Below are 3,345 nucleotides of genomic sequence, written 5' to 3' on the forward strand. Positions count from 1 at the left end.
GAGATGGGGGTGGCATAAAATATACGGGTTGTGATTGCAAATTAACAATTTAAGTTCAAATAGTTCTCAAAACATTAAATGGTGTTTATGCCAAATAAATTTCGGTTTATTGGGTGTGAATACGACTTAAGCACTTGAGTGATGAACGGCACAAACACGCAAACTCATAAATTCTATAGCCTAAAACGTTATAGGATCAAGCGAATAAGTGCATATGGTGGATGCCTTGGCGATTACAGGCGATGAAGGACGTGGTAGTCTGCGAAAAGCTACGGGGAGCTGACAAACAAGTTTTGATCCGTAGATGTCCGAATGGGGGAACCCACTGTGTTTACACAGTATCCTGCTCCGAATACATACGAGCAGCGAAGCGAACCGAGTGAACTGAACCATCTAAGTAACTCGAGGAAAAGAAATCAACCGAGATTCCGGAAGTAGTGGCGAGCGAAACCGGACCAGCCTGGATAAGATAGCCGTTATGATAGCTGAACACTCTGGAAAGAGTGGCCGTAGTGGGTGATAGCCCCGTAAACGAAATCATTTCGGTGGTACTAAGTATCGAACAAGTAGGGCGGGACACGTGAAATCCTGTCTGAATATAGGGGGACCATCCTCTAAGGCTAAATACTCGTAATCGACCGATAGTGAACCAGTACCGTGAGGGAAAGGCGAAAAGAACCCCGGAAGGGGAGTGAAATAGATCCTGAAACCATATGCATACAAACAGTAGGAGCCCCTTCGTGGGGTGACTGCGTACCTTTTGTATAATGGGTCAGCGACTTACATTCAGTGGCAAGCTTAACCGAGTAGGGGAGGCGTAGCGAAAGCGAGTCCGAATAGGGCGATTCAGTCGCTGGGTGTAGACCCGAAACCAGGCGATCTATCCATGGTCAGGTTGAAGGTAAGGTAACACTTACTGGAGGACCGAACCCACTAATGTTGAAAAATTAGGGGATGAACTGTGGATCGGAGTGAAAGGCTAAACAAGCTTGGAGATAGCTGGTTCTCTTCGAAAACTATTTAGGTAGTGCCTCGCGTATTACTGTTGGGGGTAGAGCACTGTTATGGCTAGGGGGTCACAGCGACTTACCAACCCATGGCAAACTCCGAATACCAACAAGTACAGCGCGGGAGACAGACATCGGGTGCTAACGTCCGGTGTCAAGAGGGAAACAACCCAGACCGCCAGCTAAGGTCCCTAAAACGGGCTAAGTGGGAAACGAAGTGGGAAGGCATAGACAGTCAGGAAGTTGGCTTAGAAGCAGCCACCTTTTAAAGAAAGCGTAATAGCTCACTGATCGAGTCGTCCTGCGCGGAAGATGTAACGGGGCTAAGCCAGTTACCGAAGCTGCGGACGTGGATTTATCCACGTGGTAGGAGAGCGTTCTGTAAGCCTGTGAAGGTGTGTCGAGAGGCATGCTGGAGGTATCAGAAGTGAGAATGCTGACATGAGTAGCGATAAAGGGAGTGAAAAGCTCCCTCGCCGTAAGTCCAAGGTTTCCTGCGCAACGTTCATCGGCGCAGGGTGAGTCGGCCCCTAAGGCGAGGCAGAGATGCGTAGCTGATGGGAAGCGGGTTAATATTCCCGCACCGTTGTAAAGTGCGATGGGGGGACGGATGACGGCAGGTTATCGAGGTGTTGGATGTCCTCGTTGAGGTACCGTAGAAGGCGCTTAGGCAAATCCGGGCGCGGAATTCAAGGGTATCGCTGAATAGACCTACGGGTCTAAACTAACTGAAAGTTGTCCCAAGAAAAGCCTCTAAGCTTCAGCTTTACAAGACCGTACCGCAAACCGACACAGGTGGACGGGATGAATATTCCAAGGCGCTTGAGAGAACTCAGGAGAAGGAACTCGGCAAATTAATACCGTAACTTCGGGAGAAGGTATGCCCCAATAGTGTGATGCGCCTGCGCGCAAAGCATGAAAGGGCCGCAGTGAAATGGTGGCTGCGACTGTTTATTAAAAACACAGCACTCTGCAAACACGAAAGTGGACGTATAGGGTGTGACGCCTGCCCGGTGCTGGAAGGTTAAATGATGGGGTGCAAGCCCTTGATTGAAGCCCCAGTAAACGGCGGCCGTAACTATAACGGTCCTAAGGTAGCGAAATTCCTTGTCGGGTAAGTTCCGACCTGCACGAATGGCGTAACGATGGCCACACTGTCTCCTCCTGAGACTCAGCGAAGTTGACGTGGTTGTGAAGATGCAATCTACCCGCTGCTAGACGGAAAGACCCCATGAACCTTTACTGTAGCTTTGCATTGGACCGTGAACCAGCCTGTGTAGGATAGGTGGGAGGCATTGAACTGTGGACGCCAGTCTGCAGGGAGCCATCCTTGAAATACCACCCTGGTTTGTTTATGTTTCTAACCTAGGCCCGTTATCCGGGTCGGGGACCGTGCATGGTGGGCAGTTTGACTGGGGCGGTCTCCTCCTAAAGTGTAACGGAGGAGTTCGAAGGTACGCTAGAGACGGTCGGAAATCGTCTTGATAGTGCAATGGCATAAGCGTGCTTAACTGTGAGACTGACAAGTCGAACAGGTACGAAAGTAGGACATAGTGATCCGGTGGTTCTGTATGGAAGGGCCATCGCTCAACGGATAAAAGGTACTCTGGGGATAACAGGCTAATACCGCCCAAGAGTTCATATCGACGGCGGTGTTTGGCACCTCGATGTCGACTCATCTCATCCTGGGGCTGTAGCCGGTCCCAAGGGTATGGCTGTTCGCCATTTAAAGAGGTACGTGAGTTGGGTTTAAAACGTCGTGAGACAGTTTGGTCCCTATCTGCAGTGGGCGTTGGATACTTGACGGAGGTTGCTCCTAGTACGAGAGGACCGGAGTGAACGTACCGCTGGTGTATCGGTTGTCATGCCAATGGCATTGCCGAGTAGCTAAGTACGGAAGAGATAACCGCTGAAGGCATCTAAGCGGGAAACTTGTCTGAAGATTAGGTATCCCGGGGGCTTGACCCCCCTAAAGGGTCGTTGTAGACCACAACGTTGATAGGCTGGATGTGGAAGTGCAGTAATGCACGTAGCTAACCAGTACTAATTGCCCGTGCGGCTTGATCCTATAACCTTTTAGGTTATGAGTTTCGAGTGTCGTACATCAAAAAACTTAAGCAGGACAACGCAATCCAAATTCGAATACATAGCAGTTCGTGCTTTTTCCCAGATTCGTTATTTCGTACCTTGTACGTAAATAACCAGACCAGTTACGCTTGACGACCATAGCAAGGTGGCACCACTCCTTTTCCATTCCGAACAGGACAGTGAAACGCCTTAGCGCCGATGATAGTGGGCGAACGCCTGTGAAAGTAGGTCATTGTCAAGCTCTTATACC

General features: G+C 49.9%; 2 rRNA genes. Both read left to right on the forward strand.

The window, feature by feature from the left end:
- Positions 1-194 precede the first annotated feature (194 nt).
- A 23S ribosomal RNA gene (locus AC2UZJ_RS12395) occupies positions 195-3,075 on the forward strand.
- Between the two features lie 147 nt (positions 3,076-3,222).
- Positions 3,223-3,336 (forward strand): 5S ribosomal RNA (gene rrf, locus AC2UZJ_RS12400).
- Positions 3,337-3,345: the final 9 nt, after the last annotated feature.

This window comes from Paenalcaligenes sp. DL 309 (assembly GCF_057475285.1).